The organism is Nocardia testacea NBRC 100365 (genome assembly GCF_000308775.1).
Lineage (GTDB): Bacteria > Actinomycetota > Actinomycetes > Mycobacteriales > Mycobacteriaceae > Nocardia > Nocardia testacea.
The window spans coordinates 1-16,537 of sequence record NZ_BAGJ01000058.1 but is presented as its reverse complement, the minus strand read 5'-3'; the positions used below and the strand labels follow the sequence as shown (position 1 = coordinate 16,537).

The window sequence follows — 16,537 nt, the reverse complement described above, 5'->3', positions numbered from 1 at the left end:
CACCGGATTTTCCGGAACCGCGCGGACCGGCCGGCCGTATCCCCGCGGCTCAGCGGTGCGATCCGCCGCGCGAGCTCCCGCCGCGGGCGGACCCACCGTCACCACCGGAGGAAGTCGAGCCCTTGGACTTCGCACCGCTGCTGTGCGAGCCGCCGGAAGAATCCGAACCGGCGGAGGAGATCCCCGCATCCGAGCGACCGCCGGCCGGCCCCGAAGGCCCGCCGAACCCACCGAACCCACCGAATCCACCTGTATCACCGGATCCACCCGACGAGGCCGAATCGGATCCGCCCGAGTGGTCGGAAGAGGTCCCGCCGTGATCGGCACCGGCCCCGGCTCCCCCGCTGTGCGCGCCGCCGGGTCCGCCCGCAGCCCCCGAACCGAAGCCGCCACCACTGTTCTCACCCGCCCCGGCCCCACCCGAACCGAGTCCACCGCCATTGTCCCCACCCGCCCCGGCCCCACCCGGACCGAGTCCACCGCCACCGTCCTCACCGAACCCCGGCTCATCCGAGCCGAGTCCGCCGCCGCTGTCACCGCCCCATCCGGATCCGCCCGGAGTGGGCAGGCCGCCCCCCGGCAGACCATCGGTCCAGCCGCCGCCGGAGCTGTTTCCGGGCCCCGGCGTCTCGATACCGGGCGACCACCCGCCGACGCCACCGGACTCGTCACCGCCACCGGACTCGTCACCGCCGCCGGCCGAACCGCCCGTCTCCCCGCCCGGCTCCTCCACCACCGGTGGATCGCCCGGTTCCGGGCTGCCCGGCGCCTCGTTGCCGGGGGTGGGCAGATCCGGGACCCCACCGGTGCGCGGTGGGAGCTGGACACCGGGATGGCCGAACGGCGGATGGCCGAATCGCACGGGATCGTCGTGTGGGAGCCGGGGTCCGGGATGTTCGTCCTGCGGAGTGTGGTGTGTTCCGGCCCCGCCGTCCGCCGGCGCTCCCGGAGCAGTTCTCGCCGGGGCGGGTGCCCGACCGGGCATGGGTGGCCCGTACGGGCGCGTCATGGCGGCGGACGCGATCACCGCGGGCGCGCGCAGCGGCGCGTAGGACACCGTCCATCCGGTGTCCGACCGTTCCACCTGTGCCTCACCGTGGATCTCGAACTGCACCGCTCCGGGGCTCTGTAGCGGGATCCGGTCCTGATCGAGGTGTTCGGTATCCGCCGGACCGCTGCCGAGAATGGTGGCCGCGGACATGGCGACCGCCGAGAAGAGGGCCGCGCCGGAGAAGATCGGCGGATGCTTCATCCCGCGCGCGGCCGCCGGGGTCACGCTCTCCGCGGCCATCGCGGCGGCACCGAGCGCCACACATTGCCCCGAATCGGCGGCGACGGTCACCGGAAGGCCGAGTTCTGCGAGCGTTTCGGCCACCTGCGGGGGTCGCGCGGCACCGCCCACCACGAGTACCCGATCGATATCGGAGAGCGCGACCCCGGCCGAGCGCACCGCGGCCCGGACCACCTCGAGGGAATCGCGCACGTGTTCACGCCGCAGGCCCTCCGGGTTCACGAACGACATGAGCGATACGGCTCCGGTATCCGGTTCGGCCGGACCGATGGCGCGGTCACCGGCACAGCGCGCGATCATCGCGCCCAGCGGCCGGGCACCGAACTCGTAGGAGCGGACCGCGTTACCGACCACCGGGTGGTCGGGCCAGTCCGGCCCGGTCCGCACCACCGCGACATCCAGACTGTTCCCGCCCAGATCGTAGACCAGGACGAATCCGGTGTCCAGCGGCCCATGCTCGGTATCGAGCCAGTGCGCCGCGGCCACCGGTTCCGGGACCAGCTCGACATGCCCGACGCCGGCGAGATCCAGGCTCTGCCGCAGCAGGCCCAGTTGTTTCCGGGTGTACCCGGCCGGATGGGTGGCGACCACGCCCGCCGCCGGTTCGGCGGTCACGAGTCCCTGGACCACCGAGGCGAAGATGGTGGCCGGCGACCAGATCCGACCGTCCACGTACACCGATTCCGGATTGCGCCCCAGATCGGCGAATTCGTTGATCGCCGTGGAGAACCGGGTGATCCCCCCGAGTCGCGCGGTGCCCCCGCTGTCGAATCCGACGGCGGTCCGTCGGGTCCTGACCACCGGCCGCGCGTCCGGCGCCCCGACCCGCGCCGAAACCACGTTCACCGTACCGATGCTGATACCCAGCCCAGAAGTCATATGCCATCCCGTCAACGCACCGTGACCACGTCCTCGAAAGAGCCATGGGCGCGGTCGTCTTCCAAACAGCGACAACAGGTTAGCTGGAACTGCCTCCGAACACCGAATAATCGAGAAGTAAATCCGAAGTTGCCGAGGGACTTTCCCCCATCCGACCGGGGGCAGCACCCGGGACGTGACAGCGGGTTGATCCAGAAATACCACGCTGATCAGCCGAGATATCGATCTCCGGCAGGGCTTTCGATTCGCCTACGGGCCGTGGGATCCGTAAACCCCGGTGACGCGGCAACACCCGGACACCATTCCTACCCATCGGTAACGGATAGGTAGCCATATCGGCAGATATTATTTGGCCGGAATACCGTCCGCGCAAATACTTTTCACATTCCCCCGAACCCGAGCCCTTCGGGAGCGCCGACGTAGCCGGGACATGTTGCGCTGCAGCGATATTCATGATCCGCATATGCAGTGAAGACGAGCCGGCCCCATGGACCTCGCGCGCGAAGAACCCTCTCTCCACCACGTGGCGTGCCATAGGCCCGGTCATCACTTCGCGCGGGAACGGACGGATCCGGCGGCGACCTATTCTGATCGGGTGGAATCGGTCACGCTGGACACTCTCGACCAGGGCTTGCTGCACGCTCTGCAGATCGACGGGCGCGCGCCGTTCAGCAGGATCGCGGCTGTCCTGGATGTTTCGGACCGGACCGTGGCCCGCCGCTTCTGCCGGCTCCGGGCCGCCGGCGCGCTCCGCGTCAGCGCCGTACCGCGCAGCCAACTCGCCGCGGACACCCAGTGGCTGGTCCGGCTGCGCGTCCATCCCCGAGCCGCCGCCGGCGTGGCGCGCGCGCTGGCCGCCCGCCACGACACCGCCTGGGTCACCGAACTGTCCGGCGGTACCGAGATCGTCTGCCTGTTCCGGGTTCCCGGCGGCGGGGCCGCGCCGCCGGCGATGCTCAGCGCGCATCCCGGCGTCATCGAGGTGACCACCCAGCGACTGCTGCGCCATTTGATGGATCACCGCTGGCGCGGGCGGATGTCCGCACTCACCGAGCACCAGCTCGCCGGTATCCACCCGCCCGATACCGCGTCGCCCGACCCGATCCGGCTCACCGACCTGGACCGCAGGCTCTTCGGCACCCTGTCCGCCGACGGCCGGACGGCGTCCGCGGATCTGGCCCGGCACGTCGGCTGGTCGGAATCCGCCGTTCGGCGGCGGTTGACCGAACTGCGGGCCGCCGGGATGCTGCTGTTCGATGTCGAAGTGGAGCCCGCGCTGTTCGGCTTCACCGCACAGTGCCTGCTCTGGCTGTCGGTCTCCCCGGCGCGGCTGAGCACCGTCGCCGCGAGTCTGGCCGCGGACACCGAAACCGCCTATCTCGGCGCGACGACCGGCAGGCACAATCTGCTCGCCGTCACGATCAGCCGCGATGCCGACGCGCTGTACGAATATCTGAGCGACCGAATCGGGATGCTACCCGGAGTCGAGCAGGTCGAGACCGCGCCGATCACCGCCTATGCCAAACGTTTCGCCCGGCCCGGATGAGCCGCGTGGGCCGGTCGCCTCCGTCCCATGCCGTCCGGCGACCTGGCGTCGTTCCCGATGACGCAGCGCATCGCTTGTGGGCGCAGGTCCGGCACGCCGGACGGCGGATCGCCGTCGAGACGATCTCCGTCGACCGGGGACGCACCGCGATAGGCGAGACCATGTCCGAGAGCGGCGTCGAGGCCCACCCCGGCAGCACGGATCCACCCTCGCTGGACGACTTCCCTTTCGAGGTCTACGCCGGTGGGTTCAGGTGCGGCCGAAGAGGCGGCGGCGCGTCGATTGCCCGGCCCGCAGGACCGCTCCACCCGGCCGCGCCTGCGGCCGGCGCCCACGCAACAGCCGGTCGAAAGCCTCGGCGCCGCCGGCGGGTTCGGGGAGGCGACCCGCGTTGAAATCGTCGGCCAGCTGCTGCACCGTCTCCTGCGCGCAGGACTTGTTGGTACCGATGAACCCGGTGGGTCCGCGCTTGATCCAGCCGGTGACATACGTACCCGGGAACACAGCCCCGTCCGGCGCCTCCAGCACCCGCCCGGCCCGATTCGGCACGACCCCGCGCTGTTCGTCGAACGGCAGACCCGGTGTGGGCACGCCCCGGTAACCCACCGAGGTGAGTACGAGCCCGGTTTCCAGGAGGTCGAGGTCGCCGGTGGGCACCGCGCGAACCCGGCCGTCGTCGCCGGTGACCGGCTCGGTGCGTTCCACCTCGATTCCGGTGACGGCGTCGGGGCCGAGGATACGGCTCGGCGCGGTCCGATAACGGAAGACGATCCGCCGCCGCCCGGACGACGGCCGCTCGGCGGCGGTGCGCAGCAGAACCAGTTTGCGTTCGACCTGGTATGGCAGGCCCTCCGCGACCGGCGGCAGGTCGCCGTCCACCACGATATCCACGTCCGCGCCCAGCAATCCGACGAACTCCGGGACCGTGAACGCCGATTCGGCGGGGCCGCGCCGGCCCAGCACCACGACCTCTTCCACCCTGCTGCGCCGCAGCGCCTCGAGCGCGACAGGCGAGATATCGGTCCCGGCCAGCCGTTCGGGATCACTGGTCAGGATGCGCGCCACATCGAGGGCGACATTGCCGTTGCCGACGATGACGACCCGGCGCTGCGACAGATCGAAATCGTGGTGCCGGTGGTCGGGATGACCGTTGTACCAGGCCACGAAATCGGTGGCGGAGACGTTACCGGCCAGGCCTTCACCCGGGATACCGAGTTTGCGGTCGGTCGACGCACCGACCGCGTAGACGACCGCGTGATGGTAGGCGAGCAGTTCCTCGTGCGAGATGTGCTTGCCCACCTCGACGTCGAAGTAGGACCCGAAGCCCGGCTGCTTCGACATCACATCGAAGAGGTCGGCCACCCGGCGGGTTTTCGCATGGTCGGGAGCCACCCCGTAACGGGCCAGTCCGTACGGCACCGGCAGCCGCTCGAACACGGTCACCTGCACGTCGGGGCGGGTGAGCAGTTCGTCGGCCGCATACATGGCCGAGGGACCCGAGCCGACCACGGCCACCCGCAGCGGCCCGCGCTCGGCGGTGTCGATCACCGGCGCGGGCACCGGCGGCGCCAGCAGCGGGCGTGGGCGCGCCTGCCGGTAGAAGTCGGCATTGATCTCGATGAACGGCTGCTGCTCCGCGGTCAGCTTCTTCGAGGAGGTGATGGCGTCCACCGGGCAGGCCGAGGCACAGGCGCCGCAGTCGACGCAGGCCGCCGGATCGACGTAGAGCATGTCCGCCGTCCGGAAATCCGGCTCGTCGGGTGTGGGATGGATGCAGTTGACCGGGCAGGCGTACACGCAGGACGCGTCGCTACAGCAGGACTGGGTGACGACATAGGGCATCGGAGGTACTACCCGCCGCTCAGGCCGCGGTGCCGCTGACCGCGCGCAGCGGTTCGGAGCGGTACCGGGTGGTGTGGCCGTCGATCCCCAGCGCCTTCCAGACCCGCTTGGCGACCGGGTTCATCAGGCCGATCTCCTCGGCCAGGGCGCGGACGTCACCGAAGTAGTCGCTGAAGGTCTTCTTCGCGTCGTCGGACCCGTAGAACAGTTCCTTGCGCACGCTGTCGGGGATATCGAACTCGTCGAAGAACGCCTTGGGCGGGGTCACGATGGCACGGCCGAGGATCCACATGACGATCGGCATGGCCAGCGAGAGCACGAACTTGTTCCGGGCCGAGGACTCCGGTACGTGCTTTTTGAGGAATTCGTGGGCGAAGGAGATGTGCCGCGCCTCTTCGGCCACATGGATGGCCATGACACCGCGCATGATCGGATGCACTTCCTCGCCGGAGCGCAGGACTTCCTTCTGGATGTGGTCGATCGGCTCCTCACCGCCGAGCACGGCCATGAAGAACAGGTTCGGGAAGGCCACCGCCACCGGAACGGCGATATGCCGGATCTGGCGGACCAGCGGGCCCATACCCGGGACGTCGACCCCGATCCGGTTGACCATCTCCTGGAACATCAGGGTGTGGTTGTGCTCCTCGATCATCTCGTGGGAGCAGTAGCGGAACTCCGGGTCACCGTTGGGCAGGCCGAAGATGTGCTGCATCATGCCGCTGATCAGGATGGCCTCGAACTGCAGGCCCACCTTGGCGACATTGGCCTGGCGGTACTTGCCGAGCGCGATCTTCTTCTCACGCGGCAGCGCCTGGTACCAGGGGTGGCGGCCGACCGTGTCCCCCGAGACGGGCAGGATCCAGCGCTCCGGCCGGGCATCGGCGGCGAAGTCGGGATGGTCCCAGTCGATATCGGTGAACGGATCGAAGTTCCGGTTGACCGAACCCTCGGACAGCAGCAGCAGCTTCTCCGCGTATTCCTGAGCCTGCGCGACCAGCTGGTCGTCGGAGACCGTGGTGGCTGAAGACGTCATCGTCACTGCCTCTCGTCGATGATTCGGGCTTAACTGTTTCCCATAGTTACAGCTACGCTGGGGTACGTCAACACGACTACCCGCGGCGGCCGGGTCACACCGACGACGTGGCGAGTATCACTCCAGCTCAGCCGGGGTGCACAGGGGGAGGCCGGCCCAGAAGTCCGGAATACGAGTCGCGGACCGGCCCGAGGCGCTCGATCAGCGCGACGGCAGCTCGGGGATCCGGGTGGCGCGGGCGTAGACCGTCTCGCCCTCCGCCAACCGCAGCGCCTCGGCATCACCGCGGGTGACCTGGGCGGTGAAGAGGTCCCCGGTGGCGGCATTGCGCAACTCCACCCGGACCTCGAAGCCCAGCCGTACCACCCGCTCGACCGTCGCCCGGGTGACCCCCGCCGATTCCGCGGTGCCCTCGTAGGCGGCCAGCGCCATATTCGCGTCCCGGCCCACCCGGATATCGTGCGGCCGCACCAGATGCCCGTTGAGCCGCGCCACCGCACCCAGGAACGACATGACGAACTCGCTGGCGGGCCGGTCGTAGACATCCTCGGGACTACCGACCTGTTCGATGCGACCGGCGTTCATCACCGCGATCCGGTCGGCCACATCCAGCGCTTCCTCCTGGTCGTGGGTGACCAGCACGGTGGTGACGTGCACTTCCTCGTGCAGGCGCCGCAACCAGGTCCGCAGGTCGGCGCGGACCTTGGCGTCGAGCGCGCCGAACGGTTCGTCCAGCAGCAGCACCTGCGGATCCACCGCCAGCGCCCGGGCCAGCGCCATGCGCTGCCGCTGGCCGCCGGACAGCTGCGCCGGATACCGGTGCTGGAAACCGTCCAGGCCGACGATGCCCAGCAGTTCGTCGACCCGTTTCGCGATCTCCGGCTTGGGCCGCTTGCGGATGGTCAGCCCGAAAGCCACATTGTCGCGGACGGTCATATGTTTGAACGCCGCGTAGTGCTGGAAGACGAAACCGATATCGCGTTTCTGCGGCGGTACCCGGGTCACGTCCCGGCCGCCGATGGTGACCACCCCGGAATCGAGATTCTCCAGCCCCGCGATCGACCGCAGCAGCGTCGACTTCCCGGACCCCGAGGGACCCAGCAGCGCGGTCAGCTCCCCCGAAGGGATATCCAGGCTGACATCGTCGAGCGCGGCGAACGAACCGTAGTTCTTACGCGCATTGGTCACGGTGATCACGGGCGGCCTCCGGCATACACAGTCGAGCTGTCCTTCTTCGAAGCTGATACATGCGGCCCGCGGAGGCCGAGGAGTCGGCGGAGGTATCGCCTCATGACGCCTTCCGCTTACGTTCCAGCAGCGTCATCAACAGCAGGGTGACGAGCGCGAGACCCATCAGCAGAGTGGCGGCGCAGTACGCGCCGAAATCGTTGTGATCGTTGATATAGCGCTCGTGCACCAGCAGGGTGAGCGTCTGCGATACCCCCGGGAACCCGGACGAGACCATGATGACCGCGCCGAACTCGCCCAGCGCACGGGCCACGGTGAGCACCACGCCATAGGTCAGTCCCCAGCGGATGGCGGGCACGGTGATCCGCCAGAACGTCTGCCAGCGGGAGGCCCCCAGGGTCGCCGCCGCCTGCTCCTGGTCGTCGCCGATCTCGTGCAGCACCGGTTCCACCTCGCGCACCACGAAGGGCATGGTGACGAAAATGGTCGCCAGCACCATCCCGGGCAGCGCGAAGATCACCCGGAAACCCCAGTCGGTGACCACACCGAACCAGCCCTCGACCCCCCACAACATGATCAACGCGACACCCACCACCACCGGCGAGACCGCGAAGGGCAGATCCACCACGCCCTGCAGCAACCGGCGGCCGGGGAATTCGCCGCGTACCAGCGCCAGGGCGATCACCACCCCCAGGACCACGTTCACCGGTACCACGATCACCAGGATGATCATGGAGAGATTGAAGGCCGAGATGGCGGCGGGCGTGCTGATCTGATCGATGAACGCCCCGATCCCCTGGCCGAACGCCCGGTACAGGATGATCCCGAGCGGCAGCACCAGCAGGACGAACAGGTAGCCGAGAGCGAGCACGCGCAGCGTGATCCGGCCGGGAGCGGACAGTTTCATCGGGCCTCACGTTCCTTGCGCGCCGTCCGCTCGGCGAACACCCGCAGCACCAGCAGCGCGACGAACGCGATCACCAGCAGCGCCACCGATACCGCCGCGGCGTGCACCGGCCGGTCGATCTCGATCTGCTGCTGGATGTACTGGGAGGCCACCTGCGTCTCGCGCGGGATATTGCCGCCGATCAGCACCACCGAGCCGAATTCGCCGATGGCGCGTGCGAACGCCAGGCCGCCGCCGCTGATGATGGCCGGCGCCAGGGCCGGGAGCACCACGCGGCGGAAGGTCGTCCAGTTGTCGGCGCCCAGCGACAGCGCCGCCTGTTCCACCTCCCGATCGGCCTCGATGAGCACCGGCTGCACCGAGCGCACCACGAACGGCAGCGTCACGAAGGCCAGTGCCACCACCAGGCCCGGCCGGGTGGCGTTGAGATGGATATCGACCGGACTCTGCGGTCCGTACAGGGCCAGCAGCACAATGCTGGCGACGATCGTGGGCAGTGCGAAGGGCAGATCGATCAGCGCGTTCACCAGGCCCTTGCCCGGGAAGTCGTCCCGGACCAGGACCCAGGCGATCATCGTGCCCATTACGACGTTCAGCAGCGCCACCACCAGCGATACCAGCACCGTCACCCGCAGCGACGCCAGGGCCGCCGGATCGGTGACCGCGTCCCAGAAACCCGACCAGCCGTCGTCGAACGCGCTGAAGGTCAGCGCGGCCAGCGGCAGCAGCACGATCACGCTGAGCCACAACATGGCGGTGGCGATACCGAGTGGGCCCACCGACCCGGTGAACCGCAACCACGACCCGAGCGGCCGGCGGGTGGACACGTCCGGGCCGGCGGGCGCGCGTTCGGTGGCGGTGCTGCGTTCGGTCACGAGTATCGAGTATCGCGTGTGGGCCGGGTCACCCGGCTACTCGGTCGCGTTGTCGTAGGCGACGGCGATGGTGCCGGACTCGGGCGCGAACAGTTCCGCTTCCACGGTCTCCCAGCCGCCGAGGTCGGCGACGGTGTACAGGGTGGGCGGTTGCGGGAAGACGTCGGTGTACTCGGCGGCGACCCCCGGATCGACCGGACGGAAGCCCGCCTCGGCCCAGGCCCGCTGCGCCTCGGTCGTGTAGAGGAAATCGCGGAAAGCGATCGCCTTCTCCGGATGCGGGGCGTGTTCGAGCACCGCGACCGGGTTCTCGATCTTGAAAGTGGCCTCCGGCACGATGTGCTCGACCGGGTCGCCGTGCCGTTCGGCGAAGATCGCCTCGTTCTCGTAGCTGATCAGCACATCGCCGGTGCCCTGCAGGAACGACTCGGTGGCCTCCCGCCCGGATTTCGGCTGTACCCGCACATTGGCCAGCATCCGGTTCAGGTAGTCCACCCCCGCCTGCGGGTTCCGCCCGCCCTCGCTGGCCACGGCGTAGGGGGCGAGCAGGTTCCATTTCGCCGAACCCGAACTGAACGGGTTCGGCGTCACCACCTCGACATCGGGACGCAGCAGATCGTCCCAGGTCCGGATGTTCTTCGGATTCCCGGACCGCACCACCAGCGCCACCACCGAACCGAAGGGCACTCCGCGGGTGGCGTCGGCGTTCCAGTCCGGATCCACCAGACCGGCGTCGACCAAACGCGTGATATCGGGTTCGAGGGAGAAACTCACCACATCGGCGGGCGCACCGCGCGCGATCTTGCGGGACTGGTCCCCCGACGCGCCGTAGGACTGGCGCACCTCCACGCCCTCGCCCACCTCGGTCTGGTTGAACTTCGGGATCACTTCGTCGTAGCCGGGCTTGGGGATGGCGTACGCGTACAGATCGACGGTGCCGCCGCTACCGTCGGCTCCGCCACCGCCCACCTCGTCACTGGAGCCGCCGGCGCACCCGGCCAGCAGCACCGGCACCGCGACCAGGACCGCCAGCAGACGAGGTACTCGGGTGCGGGCCCGCTCACCGATTCCGCGCCCGCCCGGTACGGACCGGGCACCGGCGCGCACGACAGCCCGCGTCACCGGGTGAACAGCCAGGCGACGATCACCAGCACCAGCAGTGCCAGCAGTGCGATCTGCACCCGTGAGCGCGGCATCAGCACACCTCGTTTCCGGCATCGCGGTCGGCACCGTCGGCGTCGTCGCGGCCCAGCGCGACGCCCGCCACGTGCAGGAGCCGGTCGATCAGGTAGGCGATCGCGAAACTGATCGGCACCATACCCACCAGCACCACGAGGAACTGAGGTATGAACGGCAGACCCGCCACCCACATCTCGAACCCGTCCCACCAGTCGGCAATACGCTCCACGGCGACCAGCGTAGAACACCGCCCGGTCGCCGTTCCGACCCGTGCCTTGACCTCAACCCGACTCGAGATTGCAGGCTGAGGTCATGACACAGGCACCAGAGGTATGGAACTCCGCCTACGACAACGACACCGCTCCGTGGATCATCGGCGAACCCCAGCCCGCGATCGTCGCACTGGAACGTGCCGGCCGGATCCGCGGCCGCGTCCTGGACCCCGGCGCGGGCGCCGGCGAGCACACCATCGCGCTCACCGCCCTCGGCTACGACGTGCTCGGCGTTGACCTGTCCCCCAGCGCGGTCGCCTACGCGCGCCGCAATGCCGCCGTCAAGAACGTACCGGCCGCGCGCTTCGAGGTGGCCGATATGGTCGCCCTCGCCCATACCGGGGACAACCCGCTCGGCACCTTCGACACGATCGTCGACAGTGCGCTGTTCCATGTGTTCCTCGCCGACGCCGACGCCCGGGCCGACTACGTCCGGACGCTGCACCGCCTGTGCGCGCCGGGCGGATACGTGCACATCCTGGCGCTCTCGGACACCGAGGCCGGGTTCGGTCCGCGGATCGGCGCGGCGATGATCCGCGACTCCTTCGCCGGCCCCGGCTGGGAGGTCGAGGACCTACGGCCCGACCACTACTACGGCCGGATCACCGAGCCGGTCGCCGACCGGGCCGGGGACCTCACACCGGACGCGGCGGGCAAGGTGGAACTCGCCGCCTGGCTGGCCCGGATCCGGCACCTGGGCCGAACCGTGGTGGACGGCTCGGGGCCGCACGACACATGATGGGGTATGCCGAGTCCCGAGCACGCACCGTCGGCCGACGGAAAACCGGGCACCTTCCCGGCCCTTCCGCCGGAGACCAAGCTGCCGCAGAGCAACTTCCCGGTCATCGACGACTACGCGTTCCTGTCCGACTGTGAGACCACCTGCCTGATCGCCAGCAACGGCTCGGTCGAGTGGATGTGTGTCCCGCGCCCGGATTCACCGAGTGTTTTCGGTGCCATCCTGGATCGCAGTGCCGGCCATTTCCGGCTGGGCCCCTACGGGCGCACCGTACCCGCCGCCCGCCGCTATCTACCCGGCGGGATGATCCTGGAGACCACCTGGCAGACCCCGACGGGCTGGCTGATCGTCCGGGACGCGCTGGTGCTGGGTCCGTGGCACAACACCGAACAACGCAGCCGTACCCGCCGCCGCACGCCGACCGATTGGGACGCCGCTCATATGCTGCTGCGCACGGTCAAATGCGTCAGCGGCACGGTCGAACTCGAATTGAGCTGTGAACCGTCGTTCGACTACCACCGGGCCCAGGCCAGCTGGGAGTACACGGGCAAGGTGTACGAGGAGGCTTCCGCGGTCTGTGCCGCCGACCCCACGGCCGGGCCCACCCTGGTACTCACCACCGATCTGCGCCTGGGCCTGGAAGGTCGCGAGGCCCGGGCGCGGACCCGGATGACCGAGGGCGACTGCGCCTATGTCGCGCTGACCTGGTCGGAGCTGCCGGCGCCGCAGACGTTCGCCGAGGCCGCCGAGAAGATGTGGACCACCATCGATTGCTGGCGGCAGTGGATCACCCTCGGCGATTTCCCGGACCATCCATGGCGTCGCTATCTGCAACGCAGCGCCCTCACTCTGAAGGGCCTCACCTACGCTCCCACCGGCGCCCTGATGGCCGCCGCCACCACCTCCCTGCCCGAGTCGCCCGGCGGCGAGCGCAACTGGGACTACCGCTACTCCTGGGTGCGCGACGCCAGTTTCGCCCTGTGGGGCCTGTACACCCTGGGCCTCGACCGCGAAGCCGACGATTTCTTCGCCTTCCTGCACGACGCGACCACCGGACCCGACGGCGAGGCGATACCACTTCAGGTGCTGTACGGCATCGGCGGGGAGCGCGAGCTCACCGAACGCACTCTCGACCACCTGTCCGGGTACGGCAACGCCCGGCCGGTCCGAATCGGTAACGGCGCCTACAACCAGGAGCAGCACGATATCTGGGGCACCATGCTCGACGCGGTCTACCTGCACGTGAAATCCCGCCAGCACGTCCCGGAGACACTGTGGCCCATGCTGGAACGCCAGGTCGGCGCCGCCATCGACCACTGGCGCGAACCCGACCGCAGCCTCTGGGAGGTCCGCGGCGAACCCCAGCACTTCACCTCGTCGAAGGTGATGTGCTGGGTGGCGCTGGACCGCGGTGCGCGGATCGCCGAGCTGCACGGTCAGGCGCATATCGCCCAGGAATGGCACCGGATCGCCGAGGAGATCCGGGCCGATGTGCTGGCCCACGGTGTGGACGACCGCGGTCGCTTCACCCAGGTGTACGGCGGCACCACCCTCGACGCCTCCCTGCTGCTGGTGGTTCTCACCCGGTTCCTGCCCCCGGACGATCGGCGGGTCCGAGCCACCGTGCTCGGGATCGCCGAGGAGCTCACGGAGAACGGCCTGGTACTGCGGTATCGCAACGAGACCACCGACGACGGGCAGGTGAGCCCGGAGGGCAGCTTCACCATCTGCTCGTTCTGGCTGGTTTCGGCGCTCGTCGAGATCGGCGAGATCGGCCGCGCCCGCCGGCTGTGCGAGCGGCTGCTCACCCACGCCAGCCCGCTCAAGCTCTACGCCGAGGAGCTCGACCCGTCCACCGGCCGGCATCTGGGCAATTTCCCGCAGGCGTTCACCCACCTGGCACTGATCAACGCGGTCACCCATCTGATCCGGGCCGAAGGGCCCCAGGAGGCCGGAACGTTCCGGCCGGCCCACAGCAAGACCGGTGGCGGCACCCCGTGGCGCAGCCGGCCGCGGCGATAGGTGGGAGGGTCAGGCGGCGACGAAACTGTCGGCCTGCTGGCGCAGGTCGCGCAATTTACCCATCTCGCTGTCCAGCCGGGCGAGGCGCTCCGCGCCCCGATCTCCGTACTGGGCGCCCGCTTCCTCGGCGACCCGCAGTGCCTCCTCCGCCGTGCGCAACGCGTCGGTGGCTATATCGGTGAAATGATCGCGCAACACCCGCTGCACCTCGCGCAGGCGGGTCCGGGATTCCTTGCCGACCTGGAAGATCACATCGTCCATCAGGCGCGCCACCGCTACCTTGGCCTCGGCCTGCCGCCGCTGCCGGCGGGTGCGCCGGTCCTCCCACAGGGCATGCAGACCGAGCAGGATGCCGGCCCCGGCCGAATACCAGTTCACCAGGGACATACCGAGCAGACTGGTGGCCAGGCCGACCATCAGGATACCGCCGTAGGAACCGCGCAGCGCGGACAGGAACTGCTCGGTGACACCGGCTTTCGCGCTCTGCAGCGGCTCCAGCGGGGCGACGTTCTCCAGCAGTTCGGCCGGATACGGCGGCCGGATATCGGGCAGATCCGGCCGGCGGTGGTCGGCGGGGAACCGGGCGGCCACCTGTTCGCCCAGTTCCTCGGCGCGATAGTTGGCCGTTTCGAAATTCTCCGCGATCGCGTCGGCGATCTTGGTCTCGAGGTCGGTACCGAAACGCGCCCAGCGGGTCGCCGGATCGGTACGCGAGATCTCGGCCTCGGCGTCGCGCACCAGGATCCGCAGCCGATGCCGGAGATCGTGCTCGATATCGGCCATGAGTTCGGTACTGCCGTCGGCGAGCGTGATCTGCCAGGTCGCGGTGCGCTGTCGCAACTGATCGGCCTGATCGCGTGCGGTCGCCAGCTGCTGGGTGACATGGGCCCGGCGGCGCGGATCGCGCAGCGCGTCGGCCTCGGTGCGCAGCGTGACGCCGAGATGATCGCCGACCAGCCGGATATCGCGCACCGCGGACTGGACCGCCGCCGCGTCGGCGTGGGCGACCACGTAGTCACGCAGGTGCTCGACCAGTTGCGGCAGGCCCGATTCGATCGCACGCTGCTGATCGCCCGACTGCTGCGCCTCCTGATGGAGGGCGGCCGAGACCGGCGCCACCGCGAAACCCAGTCCGGCGGCGTCGAGCAGTTCGCGATTGCGTTCCTGCACATGTGTCCAGTGCGGGTTCCGGTCGATTTTGTTGAGCACGCAGATCACCGTGGGGCACACCTGCCCGATCCGGCGCAGATGCGCGATCTGCTCCCGGCTGTACTCGGTATCCGCGTCGCTCACGTAGAGCACGGCGTCGGCAGCGGCGATCATCGACCAGGTGCTGCGGTCCTGCACGGCCGAGCCGGGAGCATCCATCAGCACGATCCCCTCGGCCAACAGGGAGCTGGGCTGGGTGAAATCGGCCCGGATCACGCCCTTGGCGGTGAGCGCCGGAGTGGGATTCAGCGGATCGACGGGCTGGCGGCGGATCCGCCCGCCGCCCTCGCGGCGAATGAGGGTGGCGGAGGGTTCCGGACCGTACTCCACGATCGCGGGCACACTGATCGCGCTGTCGGTGGCACTGATCGGCGCCCCCGCCATGGTGTTCACCAGGGTGCTCATCCCGCTCTTCGGCGGACCGACCACCACCAGCCGCACCCTGGTATCGGCCACCCGGGCGCGCACCATCCCGAGTCGACCGCGCAGGTCGTTACGACTCGCGGTGCGTGATACGTCCCGCAGCTCATCGATGATCTGGATGAGGGGGGCCATCACATCCGGGTTCTTCACCGTGGCAGCCCGCGGTCCGGCTACGGCAGCCAAGCCCTGCTCCTCACTCTCGGTCACAACATCGGCGTCATCGACCGCGCTCGGCCGAATCGTCCCTCCCGTACGACCTGACGGAACCCCCCGCCGGTCGTGAACCGTCACATGATTACCCAGTGGCCGTGATCGGCAACCGGGTTCTCGGTCACCGCCACTGTATGTGGCAGCAATCCACCCGACAGATCACCGGTCAGCCCACCGCCCGCGATACCGAGCGAGGTGTGCTCGGTATGCGGCGTGACGGCCACCGCGTGCACATCGTACGGAACCGGCGAACCGTGGTCGGCGATCGGCTGCACCTGGGGCGCCACCGGCAGCGGAGTCGGCAGCGGATGCGGGGCCACCGGTGCCGGAGCATCCGGCAGTACCGGCTGCTGGGTCGGCACACTCACGGTGGGCACCGGGGCCGTCGGCTGGTCCGCGGTGGGCACCTGCTGAGTGGGGACATGTTGAGTAGGGATCTGCTGAGTGGGGACGTCCACCGTGGACGGCGTCCCGTCCGATGACGGGCTTCCCGGCTCCGTGCCGTTCGGGCTGGTGCCACCGATCGGGTCGGTGGTGGTCCCGCCGGTCGCCGTCTCTCCGGTGGAGGGGGTGCCGGGGCTCGTGGTGGTGGCCCCGCTCGATTCACCGGTGCTGCCGGTGGATCCGCCTTCGGAGGTGGTGGTTTCCGGCGAGGTGCTCCCGGTGGACGGGCCCTCGGTGCCTGTGGTGGTTCCCGGCGAGGTGGTCGAACCGTCCGGCGAGGTGGTGATACTCCCGCCGATCGACGGCGTGGTGCTGCCGTCCATCGTCGTGCTGCCGTCCGGGGACGTGCTCGTGCTGCCGTCGGGGCCGGTGGTCGTGGGGCCGGTGGTGGACGTGGCGTCGCCGGTGGTCGTCGGCGCGGTGGTGGTCGGCACGATGGGGGTAGCGGACCCGGGCAGGACCGGCTCGGCCGGCGGCT

Annotated in this window: 13 protein-coding genes and 1 pseudogene; 4 read left to right on the top strand and 10 right to left on the bottom strand. The window is 69.3% G+C overall.

The features are described from left to right. Positions 1 to 49: 49 nt before the first annotated feature. Positions 50 to 2,170 carry an Hsp70 family protein gene (locus ON38_RS37885; protein WP_051164466.1) on the bottom strand — a complete coding sequence of 707 codons (2,121 nt, stop codon included), beginning with the start codon at positions 2,168 to 2,170 and terminating at the stop codon, positions 50 to 52. 595 nt (positions 2,171 to 2,765) lie between these two features. On the opposite strand from ON38_RS37885, the gene ON38_RS07245 reads away from it, so the two are divergent. Then, the gene (locus ON38_RS07245) at positions 2,766 to 3,716 is read left to right on the top strand and encodes an Lrp/AsnC family transcriptional regulator (RefSeq protein ID WP_039823418.1); all 951 of its coding nucleotides are present in this window, start codon (positions 2,766 to 2,768) and stop codon (positions 3,714 to 3,716) included. Between the two features lie 249 nt (positions 3,717 to 3,965). Here ON38_RS07245 and ON38_RS07240 read toward each other — a convergent pair whose 3' ends face one another. The 7 genes from ON38_RS07240 to ON38_RS07210 form a co-directional block, all read right to left on the bottom strand. Beyond that, complete coding sequence (locus tag ON38_RS07240) at positions 3,966 to 5,558, bottom strand: FAD-dependent oxidoreductase (RefSeq protein WP_083872376.1); 1,593 nt, start codon at positions 5,556 to 5,558, stop codon at positions 3,966 to 3,968. Between the two features lie 19 nt (positions 5,559 to 5,577). After that, complete coding sequence (locus tag ON38_RS07235) at positions 5,578 to 6,591, bottom strand: AurF N-oxygenase family protein (RefSeq protein WP_083872374.1); 1,014 nt, start codon at positions 6,589 to 6,591, stop codon at positions 5,578 to 5,580. A 201-nt stretch (positions 6,592 to 6,792) separates the two neighbouring features. After that, the gene (locus tag ON38_RS07230; protein ID WP_039823415.1) at positions 6,793 to 7,788 is read right to left on the bottom strand and encodes a sulfate/molybdate ABC transporter ATP-binding protein; all 996 of its coding nucleotides are present in this window, start codon (positions 7,786 to 7,788) and stop codon (positions 6,793 to 6,795) included. Positions 7,789 to 7,879: 91 nt separating this feature from the next. Continuing rightward, the gene (cysW, locus tag ON38_RS07225; RefSeq protein ID WP_039823413.1) at positions 7,880 to 8,686 is read right to left on the bottom strand and encodes a sulfate ABC transporter permease subunit CysW; all 807 of its coding nucleotides are present in this window, start codon (positions 8,684 to 8,686) and stop codon (positions 7,880 to 7,882) included. Then, positions 8,683 to 9,438: a sulfate ABC transporter permease subunit CysT gene (cysT, locus tag ON38_RS07220; RefSeq protein WP_085995360.1), complete on the bottom strand. Its 756-nt coding sequence runs from the start codon at positions 9,436 to 9,438 to the stop codon at positions 8,683 to 8,685. The genes cysW and cysT overlap by 4 nt, the downstream gene beginning before the upstream one ends. Positions 9,439 to 9,597: 159 nt before the next feature. Continuing rightward, positions 9,598 to 10,629: a sulfate ABC transporter substrate-binding protein gene (locus tag ON38_RS07215; protein WP_373281192.1), complete on the bottom strand. Its 1,032-nt coding sequence runs from the start codon at positions 10,627 to 10,629 to the stop codon at positions 9,598 to 9,600. A 127-nt stretch (positions 10,630 to 10,756) separates the two neighbouring features. Further along, positions 10,757 to 10,969: a hypothetical protein gene (locus ON38_RS07210; protein ID WP_039823408.1), complete on the bottom strand. Its 213-nt coding sequence runs from the start codon at positions 10,967 to 10,969 to the stop codon at positions 10,757 to 10,759. 83 nt (positions 10,970 to 11,052) lie between these two features. On the opposite strand from ON38_RS07210, the gene ON38_RS07205 reads away from it, so the two are divergent. Beyond that, complete coding sequence (locus tag ON38_RS07205; protein WP_051164464.1) at positions 11,053 to 11,751, top strand: class I SAM-dependent methyltransferase; 699 nt, start codon at positions 11,053 to 11,055, stop codon at positions 11,749 to 11,751. A gap of 6 nt (positions 11,752 to 11,757) precedes the next feature. Then, a complete protein-coding gene (locus ON38_RS07200) occupies positions 11,758 to 13,773 on the top strand; it encodes a glycoside hydrolase family 15 protein (protein ID WP_051164463.1) in 2,016 nt (671 codons plus the stop codon). A gap of 9 nt (positions 13,774 to 13,782) precedes the next feature. Here ON38_RS07200 and ON38_RS07195 read toward each other — a convergent pair whose 3' ends face one another. Together ON38_RS07195 and ON38_RS33990 are read right to left on the bottom strand one after the other, a co-directional pair. After that, the gene (locus tag ON38_RS07195; RefSeq protein ID WP_083872381.1) at positions 13,783 to 15,588 is read right to left on the bottom strand and encodes a dynamin family protein; all 1,806 of its coding nucleotides are present in this window, start codon (positions 15,586 to 15,588) and stop codon (positions 13,783 to 13,785) included. Positions 15,589 to 15,692: 104 nt separating this feature from the next. After that, positions 15,693 to 16,022: a hypothetical protein gene (locus tag ON38_RS33990; protein ID WP_157181691.1), complete on the bottom strand. Its 330-nt coding sequence runs from the start codon at positions 16,020 to 16,022 to the stop codon at positions 15,693 to 15,695. 37 nt (positions 16,023 to 16,059) lie between these two features. Between ON38_RS33990 and ON38_RS07190 the strand changes: the two are divergent. Then, a pseudogene (locus ON38_RS07190) lies at positions 16,060 to 16,537 on the top strand (hypothetical protein); the annotation flags it as partial.